Raw genomic sequence first — 15,322 nt, 5'->3', positions numbered from 1 at the left:
TCTCCTAAATGCTCAACTTCTTCAGGTTACGTTTTTTACCATAAATGATTTGTACGATTGCACGTGTCACAGTAATTGCTGTGAACATTGAGCAGACAATACCAATCATTAGGGTAACCGCGAAGCCTTTAATTGGGCCTGTACCAATTGCGAACAGAATGAAAGCAACCAAGAATGTGGTTAAGTTGGAGTCAAAGATGGTGTTATACGCACGATCATAACCCGCAACAATCGCCTGTTTCGGCGAGGCACCCCATTTAATTTCCTCTCGTATCCGCTCACAGATCAGTACGTTGGCATCGACCGCCATACCAATGGTAATTACGATACCTGCAATACCCGGAAGGGTGAGGGACGCGCCAATCCAAGACATGATGGTTAAAATCATGGCAAGGTTAACCACGAGTGCAAAGTTGGCAATCAAGCCGAACACACGGAAGAAGACTACCATCCAAATCGCAACCAATAAGAAACCGATTTGAGTTGATAATACGCCTTTGTCAATGTTTTCTTGACCGAGACTCGGACCAATTACACGTTCTTCAACGAAGTACATTGGCGCTGCCAATGCACCTGCACGTAACATCAAAGCAAGTTCAGACGCTTCTTGAGGTGAATCCAGACCAGTAATACGGAACTGAGAACCCAACACAGCTTGAATCGTTGCCGCATTGATGACTACAGATTCGGTATAAGGTGTACGCACTTCAGTTTGTGTACCTGTTGCAGGATCTGCAACATAACTAATTTTTTGTTTGTTCTCGATGAACAAAACTGCCATTCGTTTGCCTACAGCATTACGAGTAGCTTCAGACATCAACTTACCGCCCGCAGTGTCCAAAGTAATGTTTACTTCAGCACCACCTGTATCTTGGCTAAAGCCTGATGACGCGTTTTGTACACGTTCACCCGTTAAGATACGGTTACGGTTAAGCAATAATTGACGACCACTGTCCAAAGATTCATAAGCAAAAGCTTCGGTACCCGGCGGTAATGAGCCTTTGGCTTGACCTGTGTATGGATCGATGTATTGATCATTTAAATCAGAAACTAAGCGGAACTCAAGGTTTGCAGTACGACCAAGTACACGTTTTGCTTCAGCAGTATCTTGTACACCCGGTAATTCAACCACAATACGGTTGCTACCTTGGGTTTGCACCAATGCTTCCGCTACACCTAACTCGTTAATACGGTTACGTAAAGTCGTTAAGTTTTGGTTAACAGCATAAGACTGAATTTCTTGTTTACGTGTATCTGTGTAGCTTAGACGAAGAGTCGAACCTTCAGTTGTTGCAACCGCTTGTTGAGTATATTCATTGCCGTTACGACGAAGGAAATCCATAGCTGTAGAACGGTCATCATTATTTGCAAATTGCATCGTAATGGTGTTGTTGTTCAAAGATAAGCTATTGAATTTTAATTTATTGTTACGAAGTTGGCGACGTAAGTCAGCCGCGGACGTTTCCATACGTTGTGAAATGGCTTTGTCCATATCCACTTCAAGTAGGAAATGTACACCACCACGTAAATCCAGACCCAGCTTCATTGGTTTAGCACCAATTTTTTGTAGCCATTCTGGGGTAGTAGGCGCAAGGTTTAATGCGACGACATAATTTTCACCGAGCCCACGACGCAGTGCTTCTTTCGCTTTTAATTGTTGTTCGCTCGAATCAACACGTAATAAAGCGGCATTATTGGTGAAGCTATTGTCATGGCTGGCAATATTTTCAGATTTTAAAATCTGCTCTGCTTTTTGTACGATGCTTTGGTCAATCTGGGTACCGGCTTTGGCACCTGAAATTTGAACAGCAGGTTCATCAGGATACAAACTTGGCAGGGCATATAATGTACTGATGACTAGTACCACTAGAATCAGTAGATATTTCCATGCTGGGTAACGCATTCGTTTTCTTCTTAAAATGAAAAAAGCCGTGCGGGTGCACGACTTATTTTTTGATTAAAGGTTATTTAGAGTGCCTTCAGGCAGAACTGAAATCACACTTGCGCGTTGTACTTTTACTTCTACGCCACGGTTCAGTTCAACAACTGCAAAATCACCTTCGATTTTTGTGATTTTACCCATTAAACCGCCCGCAAAAACAACTTCACTACCAACACCTAGGCTTTCAATTAGTGCACGATGTTCTTTTGCACGTTTTGATTGAGGGCGCCAGATCAAGAAGTAGAAGATTGCGACAAATACCGCAATCATCAACAGGTTTGCCATCATGCTTGGTTGCTGTGCAGCTTCACCTGCCGCGTGAGCAGTAGAAATAAAAAGGCTCATTTCATTTTCCTAAACTAAAAAAACTGGTTATCAATACTTTGATAAATAAATTGGACTTGTTCAGCAATTTACCTTGTCTTTTTCTTCAGCGCAAATGCTGAAAGAATTAATCTTGAGGACAAGGTGGCACTTCCATGCCGCGACGACGATAAAAGTCTTCAACAAACTCATCAAAAGTGCCATGATCGAGAGCATCACGCATCGCTTCAGTCAGACGTAGGTAATAACGTAAGTTATGAATAGTACCGAGCATCGAACCGAGCATTTCGCCGCATTTCTCAAGATGGAAGAGATAAGATTTGGTGAAATTTGTACAGGTATAGCAGTCGCAATGTGGGTCAAGCGGACTTTGATCATGACGATATTTGGCATTGCGAATACGCACTAAACCATCAGTCACAAAATAATGACCATTACGTGCGTTTCGTGTTGGCATCACACAGTCAAACATATCGACACCGCGACGAACTGCTTCTACGATATCTTCTGGTTTACCGACACCCATCAAGTAACGTGGTTTATCCGCAGGCATTTTCTCTGGAAGATAATCTAATACTTTGATCATTTCTTCTTTAGGTTCGCCAACAGACAAGCCACCAATGGCATAACCATCAAAATCAATTTCTTTCAGACCATTTAAAGATTCATCACGTAAATCTTCATACATGCCGCCTTGGATAATACCAAATAGTGCATTACGGTTTTTCAGCACGTCATGATGTTGAGTCTTACAACGTTTCGCCCAACGCAATGAAAGCTGCAGTGATTTTTGCGCTTCTTCATGTGTCGCAGGATAAGGCGTACATTCATCAAAAATCATCACGATGTCTGAATTCAGTGTGTGCTGAATATCCATCGAAATTTCAGGAGATAAAAAGACTTTAGAGCCATCAATCGGAGAGCGGAAAGTCACGCCCTCTTCTTTAATTTTGCGCATAGCGCCAAGACTGAAGACTTGGAAACCGCCTGAATCTGTCAAAATCGGGTTATTCCATTTCATGAATTGGTGTAAACCACCATGTTCACGAATGACATCTAGGCCTGGGCGAAGATATAAATGGAAGGTATTGCCCAAAATAACTTGGGATTTAATTTCTTTAATGTCACGTGGGAGCATGCCTTTTACAGTACCGTAAGTACCGACAGGCATGAACATAGGTGTTTCAACAACACCATGTTCAAGGGTTAAACGGCCGCGACGAGCACGGCCCGATTGCGCCAATTTTTCAAACTTCATACAAGGTCCAGATCAAGGCGAAAAAACAGTTCGCTGATGGTAAGAGTGCTAAAAGTGCTCTATTTTCCTTGATTCTGCGGTTAAACGCTAGCTTTGTCGGGTGTTAAGTCTGTAAATTTATAGATCGCTTCTTGTGACAAGGCTTCATCTGAACTCTTGGCATTAAAATAGAACTGGTTAATTCGCTGCAAAATTTCTTCTTTTTCCATCGCAAATGTACCTTTCGGGTCCGATGTCATGGCCACGATACTGTCAATAAGCTTTTGAATATAAGGATTCGTGGTTGCATAGCTTTTTTCTAAGCTTAAAAGATAGACTTCATTGGCTACATGTAAATAGTTAAAAGGTTGTATTTCAACGATTTGAGCCAAATCAATCAGCAGGTCTTTATCATACTGAGACAGCTTCATACGTTTAGGTAAGTTGTCGAGTTTGAGCGGTTGTTTGGATTTGAGAAAATCGTCAAGTTGTGTACTTGGTATATTTAAAACCTGAGCTGAATAAATCTCTATTTCGGGCTGTGTCGGCACCGTGATAAAAAACAGAATATTGTCCAATTCAATGCCGTAGGACTGAGCCAAGTCGACTTTTGTTTGTTGTATGGCATTGAGCAAGATTGAAAGATGGTTAGTTGACTCAGACTTCATTGAGCTTTCGATCGAAGATGGATCAAGGTTTAAATAGCTCACTTCATTTACAGATGTTAGTTTAAACTGTGCCAAGTCTTGACTTAAAGACGGTAGGCTACGATAGCGCCATTTCGACACATTCCATCGATCATGCGCTGCAAGATATTGAGCAGAATCTTCATCTTCGGCAAAAATACTACGCTGCGTAGAGACAGCGATATAATCCATGGATAAATAGGAATTGAAGACCAACGTACATGCGTAAATATGGTCGTCCTGGTGCTGTTCATAGAGTTTGAAAAACGCCTGAATCAGCACATTTTTTAGTGCATTAATTTGATTGTGCATATTTTATTTTTCTTTCTAGTTTTGGAGGTGCTTGATCACCTCATCATTATTTTTTTACTTTGGTACGTTAAAGCCCGAACTTAAAAGTTCGGACGATAATCAAAATTTTGGCTGGCAGCTTGATCGCGGAAAGGGCGAACCGCTTTTTTACTCAGCAATAGCGTATTAATAATATTGTTTGGAAACACTTGAATGTGGTTGTTGAACAACTCGACGTTGCGGTTAAAAATGGTAATCGCCGCACCGACATTTTCGTTTTGTTCTTCAATTTCATTCATCATTTTCAGATAAATTTCATTGGCTTTGAGCTCAGGATAGTTTTCAACCACAACATTCAGGCTGCGCATCAGATCTTGATTTAAGGCTTCAATACGCTGTAATTGGCTGACATCGGTACTATTGACGTTCAAATTCATAATGTTTTGACGGAGTTCAGTGACTTTTGCCAAAGTCCCTTGTTCAAAATTGGAATATTGCTCAACCAAAGGCTGTAATCCATCTAAAATTTTGATTTTTTGACGTTCATAGCTAGCTACATCTGACCATGCACGAATGGTTGCATTGTGATGTCGGACAATGTTGTTGCGAATCATGATTGCACCAATCACCAATGCAATGATGATTAAAACAAAGATCAAAAGCCCCATAAAATTTTATCCTCAAGATAAAAGGTCGTAATTTAAAACATTATTGAATGAAATCTATTTTAAAAACTGCGTTAAGTCGTTTTTCAAATTTTCTAAAGCATTTAATTTAAAGGTTCTGAGATGTCCACGCAATGCAGAAACATCCTGAATTCGTTTTGCTTTACTACTGACTTTAAATAAATCTGTAGAGCCAAGATAGCACATTATTCGGTGGCTCGGATGAAATAGCAGATCACCTTCACGGTTTTGAAAAAAATCCGCCAGTCGGAGGACAAAGCCCGGGCTGAGCAATTTAGCGATTTCCATTTGGTTCTCGCCATAAAACTTTAATTTTTGATTGGTTTGAATATCGCTGCTGTGCCAAGGAAAACTATAGGGATAGCCAAAGTTTTTGCCTGTTGCAGATACGGCTAGTCCATGGATGCCAATATCAAAAACAAATACGCCCCACAGGTCTTTATGAATTTCTTTAACCGTGACTTCATCACCGTCTTTGTCACGTACTTTCAGTTCATTCACATAGTGATAATGAAAGACCATGACCTGATGCTGTTGCTGATTTTCATCTTCCCAAACGGTGCTTGCAAAGGTCTGAATATCATTCGAAAGGCTGCCTTGCTTAAACACAGGGAACATACGTTTAAGATTGCCAATAAACTGTAGATTATTCAGCGGCATCGAAATGTATTCAGGCTGTCGGTTAAAGGCCAGTTGGTATTTTTTTGCAATGCATTCGGTTTCTAAAAATGCAATTACATCTTCGATCGGATCATCTTTTTCATAGCTGATATACGCCCAAAACACCATGACCAATCCCGCAGCAAAGCAAAGCTGTGCCCAGCCATGATCGGGCTGAATTACAATAAACAGCATGAAGCCGATACCCAGTGCGGCTAAAGCCAGCGGCAGTAAATTTTCAAATTTGAGCGTAATGGGCGCGTTCCAAGGGTGCAACCCATCGAGGAGCTCTTGGTGTGTTTTTGCGTTTCGGCCTATATCCCATAGCCGAGCAATATTCTGAAAAACAACTTCATTCTTTTTGCGACGAATATGGATGGAATGCTTTACAGAATCTATCGGCATAGGGATGATTTCAGCGTTCGATTATTTGTGGTTAATGTTATCAATTAACATCGCATCGCCATAACTAAAGAAGCGATATTGGCTGTCGACGGCATGGTGATAGGCATTCAAAATATTGTCTCGATTAGACAGCGCTGAAACTAACATGAGCAGGGTAGACTCAGGTAAATGGAAGTTGGTAATTAAACGATCGACCACTTTGAACTCATAACCTGGGTAGATAAAGATTTGTGTATCACCAGTCCAACCCTTGAGTTCGCCGCCATTGGCTTGAGCAGCACTTTCAGTCGCACGAGTCGCGGTGGTGCCAACAGCAATGACTTTATTGCCACGTGCTTTTGTTTCACGGATTAAAGCCATAGATTCTTCTGATACGTCACACCACTCACTGTGCATGATGTGATTTTCAATGTCATTGGTACGTACGGGTAAGAATGTACCTGCACCCACATGCAAGGTAACAAAGGTTTTATTTACACCTTTGTCCGCCAATTTTTTGAGTAGCGCTTCATCAAAATGTAAGCTTGCTGTTGGTGCTGCAACTGAAGCCAATTTGGTCGGATCGTTAAAAACAGTTTGGTAACGTTCGGTATCAATCGCTTCTGCTTCACGGTTAAAGTAAGGCGGAATCGGTAATGCGCCGTATAAATCTAAAACTTGTAAAATAGGCTGTGAAAATTCCACAACAAATAAGTTTTCATGACGGCCTTGAACGGTCACTTTAACTTCGTCTGGACCAATAAATAATTCCGCACCTTCTTTAGGCGTATTGCTGGCTTTAATGTGGCAATGTGCGGTTTTTGGATCAAGAATACGTTCAACCAAGACTTCAACTGCACCGCCTGTAGCGCGTTTGCCTTTCAAGCGGGCTTTCATCACTTTGGTATCGTTCAGTACCAATAAGTCACCTTCATTGAGTAAGTCTAAAATGTCAGTGAAATGATGGTCGTGATATTCGCCATTGAGGTCGAGATGGAGCAGGCGTGATGCACTACGTGTTTCAAGCGGATAGCGGGCAATGAGTTCGTCGGGGAGATTGAAGTTAAAGTCAGAAAGTTGCATGTTAAGAAATCTGAAAAGGGGATAATGAAATTTGGCTTAGTATAAGCTTTTTTGGGTTTTAACGCTGAAATTGATGGATTATCCATCTAAAAATTCTTATACGGTTTATTTTTAATCAAATGAGAACATCATGCGTTGACAAGTTTTTGAAACAGTTTATTATACGTTTCAACACCTTCCCGAGGTGGTGAAATTGGTAGACGCGGTGGATTCAAAATCCACTATCAGAGATGATGTGTCGGTTCGAGTCCGACCCTCGGGACCAAAATTCTAAAAGACCCCAAGCTTATTAAGACTTGGGGTTTTTTATTGCCTGAAGGAAATCAATGATTTACGTGCACTTTGCGTGATATTTCATGCTTTTACATAGTGCCTTTTTAGTACCTTTTTGTGCTCTTGCCTTCAATAATAAACATCCATATAAACATCCAGAATACAAAGCTGGATGTCTAAAAGTATGGCGCGGTTAGTTAAGCCTTTAACTGTGACTCAAATTGAGTCTTCTCAACCCAATTCCAAAGACTATACATTATGCGATGGTGATGGTTTGTACCTTCGGATAAGGAAGTCTGGGACAAAGACGTGGATTTTCCAATACAAGAATAAGCAGGGATCTCGTGTAGTTGTTACGATTGGAAATTATCCTCAATGTAAATTAGCTTTTGCTCGTGAAAAAAGACGAGAGTATTTGACTCTTCAAGCTGAAGGCATTGATCCGAAGGAGTACTTGGAAAAGCTAGAGAGCACTCAAAGCAGAAACTACTCGCTAGAAAGCATCACTAGAACTTGGCTTGATTTGTATGCTGTTAAGAAGCCTTTAGATGAAGAAACCAAGAAAAAGAGATTGAGAAAATTTGAGAACCATCTATTTCCTCATATTGGTAATTTTCAGATTGAAGATGTTAAGCCAAAAGATCTTCGTATTACCTTAAACAAAATCTATGAGACCAGTGCTGATAATGCTCAGAGAATAAGGGCTGATCTAGTACTTATCTTTAGTTATGCTGTTCAGTATGGATACATTGAAGTAAACCATGCACGAGAAATGGAGAGCCTCGATCTTACTGCACCTAAAAATCACAGACCAGCTTTACCTCTTCTTCGTCTCCCTGAGCTACTAGCACGAATCAAAGCTGACTCAGGTGATGAAATGACAAAGCTTTGTTTGGAGTTAAGTTTACATATCTTCATACGTTCATCCGAACTAAGATTTGCAAGATGGGATGAAATCGATTTTAAGAAGAAGCAATGGATAATTCCTGCGAAGCGAAACCATGTCAATGGAGTTAAGCATTCTGATAGGGGAGCTAAAATGAGAGAACCTCATATTGTGCCACTTTCCGAACAGGCTTTAAGTTTATTGGTTAAAGTGAAGGAATTGAGTAGTAGTTCGGAGTTGGTTTTTCCAAGCTCATTTAAGAAAACGACATTCATCTGTGAAAACACCTTTAATACTGCCTTACGACGTATGGGCTACGATACACAAAAAGAGGTTTGCTTTCATGGCTTCAGAGCTATGGCTCGTTCGGCATTAGGTGAATGTGGGTTGTTCCAAAGAGATGCGATTGAAAAGCAGATGAGCCATCAAGAACGCAATGATGTGGTTGGTGCATATACACACGTTGCTGAGTATATGTTGGAACGAAAAAGGATGATGGATTGGTGGAGCCGATATCTACAGGATATTGCAGTTAAAGGATTCGTTTCACCTTATAGCTATGCTAATCCTGAAGTTATCCCATTTGTGCGAAATATTGCATGAGCCACGTTTATGGATAATTCAATAGAGTATTGAAGTTTATCCTTTATTAAATTACATTTACTTAGGAGAGCCTGAGCGGTTGCCGCCGCCCAGACCATTAACTTGTAAGCTGATTGCGAAATCAATACTAGGATAATGATAACGATGATTGCTAGAACACGCATCGTAAACCTCCAAGGTCAATTGGTAACATTGCAGTGTTACATTCATGATTGAACCAAGCATTAAAAAAGCCCCTTTAAGAAGGGGCTTTTTTAATGCACTAAGAAAATGAAACTATACTGTTGCTAATGCTTTGATCTTCTCAATTGGAATATCATTTAAGTATGACTTTTCCTTTAATGCATTCTGAAGAGCAGTAGCAAAATATTCTTGCTTGGTTTTACCTGTAAGTCTGCAAATGATCTCTAACATTCGATGATCTTCAGGTGAAACAATAAATGTAGATTTCGCAGGCTTTGCTCTTAATGGGGTATTACTTGCAATGATTTCCATAGAGGCAGCAATAGTTGCTCGTATTATTTCATCTTCGTTACTTTGTATCATTTAATCAACTTCCTTGTTGATAAATAGTGGAGTCAATATTTTATAGGTATATTGAGACTCATACCAAATTTAGTAATCAGAATAATGGGTCAAAGCTTTGAAGGTTAGGAAACTGTATGTGATTATTGCTGTCAAACGTTAGTTGGAATTTAGGGGCGAAAGTGCGTTTATAGTTATTCAAACAACACTTGCAAATTTCCACTGCTGGGTAGTCCTTGCTTATTGTGTAATCTTCTAGTTTAACAACTTTGTTATTGGTGAGATTGCATGCAGTGTTTTGACCAAACCAAAGGTGTGCTAGACCTCCTACTTTATGGAGGATCAGTGGTGGATAGTCGCCACTGATAGGAATCCAGTTGTCTAATATTGTATGTCCGTTTCTCTCGTATTCCTTAGCCTGACTCAGAGCTTGGGCTAGATTCAGATATTGCTTATTTTCTTTGAAGTATCCAGAGGCTTCTTTGACTAAAAGACCAAATTTATTACCTATTGGAATTACATCAATTTGAGATAAGCAGTGAAGAAGTGTTGCCTCTCTTTTTGTGGGTTCTATTGGATTCATTGTCAGCTTTGATGCTGAGTTAAGCTCGTTGAGGTGTGCGTCAATAGCTTCTATGAGAATACTGTTAGGCGGTTTGCCAGTGTGTTGGGATAAATGTGTTAGAGCTAGTTGGTAGGCTAATGGGAGCTCATATTGCTGCGTTGGTATCGGTAGAGTTGGCATAATTCGGACTCGAAATTTGTATGAATCAAACTATGGCATAGTTTTTATGTGTTTTGCAAATATTCTTTTAAAACAATGATTTAGTGCGTACGCACTTGCGTAAGTACGTACTTGCGTACGCATTTATTAAGGTGTTGTAATTGTTTAGAATAATGATATTTAAACATTATATGGCTGAGGCTTATTTGAAAGAGGGGGAAGGTTGGATGAGTGCTTGGTCTATGTTGTTGGGTTCAGTGTTTGGCACCTCCGGTGCCTTATGCGACTTTCATTAAAGTTGATAAGAATAGTAATGAGAGTTTTCCTTGTAAAACCAGCATAGCCTATCAATCGCTCTATCAAGTCTGTTCATGTGGGAGTGAATAATCTCTAGTGCGATTGATAGGCTGTCCTAAAGTTCAGTACTTCAGATTAGTTGAGAAACAGATTGTCTCGATGCCATTGTAAATATTCATTATGGCGAGGATCAGTATGAAAGCTGTTTGTAGGCTTTTTTAGGGAAGTGAGGAAATTTTTGTTTGAATGTTCATGCTTTATTCAATTCATAAAAAAAGCGGGTGAATTTCTTCACCCGCTTTCTCTGCTTATACTGTAACCCAAAGTTTACCTGTAGATAAGCCTTGGCTCGAAACGTACAGATAAGCACACCAACTGAAAAGGATAAGCTAAAGTAAAGTCATTTTGTAGGAGATGCAATAGCTAGCTCAATAAAATAATGCATTTTTTCAAACCATTAATTACAAGTAGTGGCGTAGCCTGAATTTACACAAGTATGAAGATTGCCATTTGAATCGCGAACTACTGATGAGTTTCCATAATTCGTTGAGCTATAGCCTCTGTTATTGTAACCAGTACCATAAGTGTTATTGCCATAAGTATTATAGCTAGAGCCTTGATTGTTAGGGCTTGAGCCATAAGTGCTATTATTGTTAGTACGATAGCTAGAACCATTGCTACTCGTTGTATTGTTACCATAGTTGTTGTAGGTTGTAGTTTGATAGCCACCTGAATTGGATGTACTTGAGTTGGAGACGTATGTTGAAGAATCTGAAACATACGTTGATGAATCAAGACTACCGCCCGGATAAGCTAAGGTAAGTGTTGGAATACTTGTAGCCAAAACAAAAATTAACTTTTTCATATATACCCCCTAGTTTTTGAAGGCTTTATAATATGTGAATAATCAAGCATTTTTTTAATGGTTAGGCTATGGTCGAGTGTTAACAGGACACATTTTGACTAGGTGTAACTTATGGTTTTAGTTTTTAGCCAAAAGTTTTGAGAAAATTACTCATCTTAGTACGAGGGTAGGGTTCTTACATTTGAACACCCTATACCCCCATCTACCCCCCCCATACCTCTATTCAGAAAAGGATTCTTTAGGGTAGAAAACACAAGATGAATTGTTTTGGTTGATGTCCTATCTTTGACTTGTTTAACACAAGGTTGGACAGTCCACCTGCCACCCCCTTTACATATTAGGAAAGCCAATGTTAGACACATTGTTATGAATAGGTCTCAGTGTGATACCAATTATTGCTCTAACTATCTCAGGCTGAGACAGTTAGCAGTCATAAGATATCAATGTGAGACACTTGAGATGAGTAACTGCACAATCCAAAGCAATATCGGTTTATTTAACAACGAGCAGTTGATCCCATTGGAAGTAGTTCTGGGTCAGTCTATCGCGTGCCATATTCCATGTTCTATTAGGTAGCATACTTGCTCCAAGGCCCAGCTTCTTCTTCCCATATTTTGTATGAATGGCTTCGAGAGAATCCATCAAGCTATCACTTAATGCAATGGTTTTCATATCAGTGAAGATATCAAAGGAGTGGCTGCTCTTAGGCTCTAAGCATGTAAGGATAACGCCACACTTCTTGTATGCAATATCTTTGGTAAACAGTCCATCTATCATTGCAGTGGCAAGCTTAGAAAGCACTAAGACGTTATCTGTTGGTTCAGGTAATGGAAGTGATAAAGACTTATTGTAGAAGGGTTTTGATGTATCGAATGGATTAGATTGAACGAAACCAATTAGACAGCCACATAACAATCCGTCATCTCTTAAACGATGTACTGCATCTTGAACATAAAAGGTCATCGCTTCTTTAAGATCATCAATGTGATATACACGTTGTCCAAAGGAACGACTAGCTATGATCTGTTTCTTTGCTTCAGGTGTATGCTCCAATTCAATGCATGATAAGCCATGCAATTCTAGAATTGTTCTGTGCATTACTATTGAAAATTGGTCTTTGATCATAAGCGGGGAAGCCATAACAAAATCAAGTACAGAGTGAATGCCTAAGCCATTCAGCTTCTTTGTATGCTTTCTACCAACTCCCCAAATTTCACTTACATCAATGCGGCTGTAAAGAGCTTCAGTAGAGCAAGGGTCCATTGAAACCAGATTACATACACCATTAAGGTAAGCATTTTTCTTAGCAATATGGTTGGCTATCTTGGCTTCTGTTTTGGAGCGGCCTATACCAATGCAAGCCGGTAAACCAAGCCATTTAAGTAAACGTTGTAGAATTTGTAAGGCATACTCTGTTAGGTCATAGTTTGCAGCATAAGCTGTGAGATCGAGAAAGCATTCATCAATGGAGTAGATCTCTTGTTCTTGCGGTGTAACAAAATCAGAGAGTATCTTCATAAACCTGCGCGACATCTCTGCATAAAGTGCATAGTTGCTTGATAGCACTACGACTTGGTGCTTCTCTACGATGTCCTTAATTTGAAAGAGTGGGACACCCATTTTGATGCCTAAATCTTTAGCTTCTTGAGAACGTGCAACAGCACAACCATCATTGTTTGATAAGACAATAACAGGTCTTCCATTCAAGCTAGGTCTAAAGACTCTTTCACAACTGACATAGCAGTTATTGATGTCTACTAAAGCATAGATTCGATGTTTACGATTCATGTGATGAAACCAAAATGAAAAGGTTCTGTATTACTTATGCTTTTTGAATGACTTTAATACGAAGGTAACAACTCCCCACACAACTACTTCCTGCCCATCATGAAAATGGATGTTTGGATAATCTGGATTTTCAGCTTTAAGCCAACGGTTTTTGCCTTCTTCGATCATTAGCCGTTTGACAGTAAATTCATTATCAATCCATACGACTACGATGTCTTCGTGTTTGGCTTCTAAGCTACGATCAACTACAAGTTCATCATTAATGTCGATGCCAGCACCTAGCATTGATTGCGAGGAAACAGTTACGACGAATGTTGCTGCCTCATTTTTGATGAGGTGCTCATTCATATCGAGCGTTTGTTCAATATAGTCTTGAGCAGGGGAAGGAAAGCCAGCAGAAACTTTTTCAGAAGCGAGCGGAATTCGCATAAATGTAGTTGGGTCAACCTGAGTAATGGATGCTACATCGTTAAAGATAGGTTTCTTGTTTTCAGCGAGGAAATGCTTTATTTCAATAACTTTAGATTCGGGTACTCGGATGACTTTAGTTGGTTCTTCATATAAAGCTTTGCGCCCTGATCCTTGTCGACTGCCACCATGATTACTAGTCATAAGACCCTCACTTGAAAAAGTTACGAAATCAAATGGTAGGGGATATTAGATAGACATTTCAATATGGATCTGATGAGTGGTGCTCACCTAGGCATGTGAGAGGAGGTGAATTCTTTAGGATTCATGGGCTTAAAAAATTGTGGAGCATCTTCAAAATTACAGTGAAGCCAGTCATCTCTAAGTTCATTTGGTATAACGATGATCGAGCGTTTTTCATCTTCTGGTTTATGGAAATGAGACATCAATGAGTGCTCTTCTGCATTGATGGTAAGCATGGACATGGAGCGTACCTGTTGCCCATTTAGGAGGATATTTTCATATATGGCTGCGACCATAAAAGGTAATCCATCATCTCTGTATATGCCCCATCTTTGGGCTTTGCCATTGACATATTTAGGTTCATAAATTGTTTGAACTGGGATGAGTGCGAACTGACTTCGATACCAAGCATTCCTGAAACTTGGCTTTTCATGAACTGTCTCAGTACGAGCATTGTAAGTCATGCGACCTATTCTCATGTCCTTGGCCCACTTTGGTATCAATCCAAACTTAACGGATCTCCATTCGATTCCTTCTTTACCTGCAAAGATGAGAGGGCTATCACTTAACGGGTAGAGGTCATCACTGAAAACCAAATTCATAGGTTCAGGTAAGCTGAGTAGCTTGGCTTGAGCTGGTCTTATAGGGCGGAAATTAGCACACATGAAAACCCCCGTTTTGCTCATCAGAGGAGTGATTGGGTAAATGGAGTGTAATGCCGCACTCCGTGCGGTGGGAGTGAGTTTTTAGGCTCATTCATTTACCGATATAGGAGTTACCCAAATGGAAATTTCAACAACTACAACAATCACATTAACAGAAGCAGATATTTGTGAAGCTGTTAAACAATACATTCAATCTAATGGTTTTGAGCTGGAAGATAAAGATGTAGAGTTTGTAAGTGAGCTACCACAGGAAGTTATTGTTAAGGTAGATGAAGCAACAGCTAATCAAACCAAAATGAAACACATACAATCTCCAGTAAGCACCCAAGAGCAGGCAGTAGATTGTTCGATGGCTGAAGATCTATTCACACCGTCATCAACTGACAGTAAAGAGGTGGTTTGTCAAAAACCGAGAGGATGGAATCCATTTCGTGACGACTCTCAAGGTGACAATGATCAGGTCATATCACATGCTAAACAATCTAATGGGGGAGTAATTGAGAAAGGGACAATCGCTAGTAATTTAGTTCATGAAAACATAATGAAAAGGAATCAGTTGTTCAAATAACTTGGGCTCGTTGTATCAGCACAGAATATATTGAGGTGGTTACAAGATAGGATAAACGTAAGCGTCCGCTGAACACACCTTATGAATTCATCCTATAAGCCTTAATTTAGTCCCCACTTAGAAACAAGTGGGGACTTAAATTTATGACTACAAATCATCAGACATCCATCGCATCTCTTGCGAA

At 40.0% G+C, this 15,322-nt stretch carries 15 protein-coding genes and 1 tRNA gene; 3 read left to right on the top strand and 13 right to left on the bottom strand.

Going from position 1 to position 15,322, the window contains the following annotated elements; all coding sequences use genetic code 11:
- Window positions 1-4: 4 nt before the first annotated feature.
- The 7 genes from secD to queA all read right to left on the bottom strand — a co-directional run bounded on the left by secD (window position 5) and on the right by queA (window position 7,293).
- Complete coding sequence (gene secD / locus FTU83_RS05555) at window positions 5-1,903, bottom strand: protein translocase subunit SecD (RefSeq protein WP_180105890.1); 1,899 nt, start codon at window positions 1,901-1,903, stop codon at window positions 5-7.
- A 54-nt stretch (window positions 1,904-1,957) separates the two neighbouring features.
- Entirely contained in the window at window positions 1,958-2,287 is a 330-nt protein-coding gene (gene yajC, locus FTU83_RS05550) for a preprotein translocase subunit YajC (RefSeq protein ID WP_078191271.1), read from the bottom strand.
- Between the two features lie 106 nt (window positions 2,288-2,393).
- Entirely contained in the window at window positions 2,394-3,524 is a 1,131-nt protein-coding gene (gene tgt, locus FTU83_RS05545; protein ID WP_078194179.1) for a tRNA guanosine(34) transglycosylase Tgt, read from the bottom strand.
- An 80-nt stretch (window positions 3,525-3,604) separates the two neighbouring features.
- Complete coding sequence (locus FTU83_RS05540; RefSeq protein WP_180105891.1) at window positions 3,605-4,501, bottom strand: DUF4303 domain-containing protein; 897 nt, start codon at window positions 4,499-4,501, stop codon at window positions 3,605-3,607.
- Between the two features lie 80 nt (window positions 4,502-4,581).
- Window positions 4,582-5,148, bottom strand: a complete 567-nt coding sequence (locus FTU83_RS05535) for a LemA family protein (protein WP_180105892.1) — start codon at window positions 5,146-5,148, stop codon at window positions 4,582-4,584.
- A gap of 54 nt (window positions 5,149-5,202) precedes the next feature.
- Window positions 5,203-6,231, bottom strand: a complete 1,029-nt coding sequence (locus tag FTU83_RS05530; RefSeq protein WP_180105893.1) for a hypothetical protein — start codon at window positions 6,229-6,231, stop codon at window positions 5,203-5,205.
- A gap of 21 nt (window positions 6,232-6,252) precedes the next feature.
- Window positions 6,253-7,293 (bottom strand): tRNA preQ1(34) S-adenosylmethionine ribosyltransferase-isomerase QueA, encoded by a 1,041-nt coding sequence (gene queA / locus FTU83_RS05525; protein WP_078191326.1) that lies wholly within the window; start codon window positions 7,291-7,293, stop codon window positions 6,253-6,255.
- Window positions 7,294-7,471: 178 nt separating this feature from the next.
- Here queA and FTU83_RS05520 point away from each other — a divergent pair.
- Together FTU83_RS05520 and FTU83_RS05515 are read left to right on the top strand one after the other, a co-directional pair.
- A tRNA-Leu gene (locus tag FTU83_RS05520) sits at window positions 7,472-7,558 on the top strand.
- A gap of 192 nt (window positions 7,559-7,750) precedes the next feature.
- Window positions 7,751-9,055, top strand: coding sequence for an integrase arm-type DNA-binding domain-containing protein (locus FTU83_RS05515; protein WP_180105894.1), 1,305 nt, complete (start codon window positions 7,751-7,753; stop codon window positions 9,053-9,055).
- 276 nt (window positions 9,056-9,331) lie between these two features.
- Here FTU83_RS05515 and FTU83_RS05510 read toward each other — a convergent pair whose 3' ends face one another.
- The 6 genes from FTU83_RS05510 to FTU83_RS05485 form a co-directional block, all read right to left on the bottom strand.
- Window positions 9,332-9,601: a hypothetical protein gene (locus tag FTU83_RS05510; RefSeq protein ID WP_180073952.1), complete on the bottom strand. Its 270-nt coding sequence runs from the start codon at window positions 9,599-9,601 to the stop codon at window positions 9,332-9,334.
- 76 nt (window positions 9,602-9,677) lie between these two features.
- A complete protein-coding gene (locus tag FTU83_RS05505; RefSeq protein ID WP_180105895.1) occupies window positions 9,678-10,325 on the bottom strand; it encodes a hypothetical protein in 648 nt (215 codons plus the stop codon).
- A gap of 733 nt (window positions 10,326-11,058) precedes the next feature.
- Entirely contained in the window at window positions 11,059-11,466 is a 408-nt protein-coding gene (locus FTU83_RS05500) for a hypothetical protein (RefSeq protein WP_180105896.1), read from the bottom strand.
- Window positions 11,467-11,958: 492 nt separating this feature from the next.
- A complete protein-coding gene (locus FTU83_RS05495) occupies window positions 11,959-13,254 on the bottom strand; it encodes a Y-family DNA polymerase (protein WP_180105897.1) in 1,296 nt (431 codons plus the stop codon).
- Window positions 13,255-13,284: 30 nt separating this feature from the next.
- Entirely contained in the window at window positions 13,285-13,866 is a 582-nt protein-coding gene (locus FTU83_RS05490; RefSeq protein WP_180073948.1) for a LexA family transcriptional regulator, read from the bottom strand.
- 83 nt (window positions 13,867-13,949) lie between these two features.
- Window positions 13,950-14,570: an SOS response-associated peptidase gene (locus FTU83_RS05485; RefSeq protein WP_180105898.1), complete on the bottom strand. Its 621-nt coding sequence runs from the start codon at window positions 14,568-14,570 to the stop codon at window positions 13,950-13,952.
- Window positions 14,571-14,688: 118 nt separating this feature from the next.
- Between FTU83_RS05485 and FTU83_RS05480 the strand changes: the two genes are divergently transcribed.
- Window positions 14,689-15,138 carry a hypothetical protein gene (locus FTU83_RS05480; RefSeq protein ID WP_180105899.1) on the top strand — a complete coding sequence of 150 codons (450 nt, stop codon included), beginning with the start codon at window positions 14,689-14,691 and terminating at the stop codon, window positions 15,136-15,138.
- The last annotated feature ends 184 nt before the right edge of the window (window positions 15,139-15,322 follow it).

This window comes from Acinetobacter sp. YH12152 (assembly GCF_013418285.1).
In the GTDB taxonomy this organism is placed as follows: Bacteria; Pseudomonadota; Gammaproteobacteria; order Pseudomonadales; family Moraxellaceae; genus Acinetobacter; species Acinetobacter amyesii.
The sequence above is the reverse complement of the archived record's forward strand: the minus strand, read 5'-3'. Positions and strand labels throughout refer to the sequence as shown.